Here is an 849-nt window from a genome sequence, read left to right on the forward strand (position 1 = left end):
ATTCTCGCCCGCCATCCTCGCGCGTTTCGATGCAGTGGTGTTCAACAACACCAGCGGCGACGTCTTCACGCCGGAGCAACGCGGCGCGTTCAAGACGTTCATCGAAAACGGCGGTGGCTGGCTTGGAATCCATGCGGCAGGTGACAATTCACACGAGGCGTGGCCCTGGTATGTCCAGAACATCATCGGCACGAAGTTCACCGGCCATCCCATGGACCCGCAGTTCCAGAAGGCGACGATGCGCATCGAGGACCGCCAGCACCCGGCGACGCGCCACCTCGGCCCGACCCTCGAGCGCACGGACGAATGGTACTCGTTCGACAAGTCGCCGCGCGGCGTCCCCGGCGTTCACGTTCTCGCCACCCTTGACGAGAATACCTACGTCCAGAAAGGCCCCTTCGGCCAGGAGCTGAGCATGGGCGAGGACCACCCGATCCTCTGGTGGCGGTGCGTCGGCAAGGGCCGGGCGCTTTATTCCGCCGGCGGCCATACGGCGGAATCCTTCAGCGAACCGGCACATGCCAAAATGCTCGCGGGTGAGCTGCGCTGGGTCCTCGGGCTTGAGGGCGAAGGCTGCTCGCCCAACCACACCAACGGCGACAAGCCGTGAGACCCATCCGCTACGGAATGGTCGGCGGTGGCCGGGGCGCCTTTATTGGCGGTATCCACCGGACCGCGGCGGCGATTGCCGGCAACTGGCGGCTGGCAGCGGGCGCCTTTTCCTCGACGGCGGAGAAATCGCGGGCCTCGGGCGCTGAGATCGGCGTCGATCCGGCGCGGACTTACGGCTCGTGGCAGGAAATGCTCTCGCGCGAGGCGGAGCTTCCCGACGACATCCGGATCGAGGCG

At 66.2% G+C, this 849-nt stretch carries 1 protein-coding gene and 1 pseudogene; both read left to right on the forward strand.

Going from position 1 to position 849, the window contains the following annotated elements:
- Nucleotides 1-610: ThuA domain-containing protein (locus tag IEX32_RS20420; RefSeq protein WP_188773362.1), on the forward strand; the 610-nt coding region annotated here is incomplete at its 5' end.
- Nucleotides 607-849 (forward strand): annotated as a pseudogene (locus tag IEX32_RS20425) (gfo/Idh/MocA family oxidoreductase); the annotation flags it as partial. The gene IEX32_RS20420 and the pseudogene IEX32_RS20425, both read left to right, overlap by 4 nt.

Source organism: Novosphingobium endophyticum, from assembly GCF_014640675.1.
GTDB lineage: Bacteria > Pseudomonadota > Alphaproteobacteria > Sphingomonadales > Sphingomonadaceae > Novosphingobium > Novosphingobium endophyticum.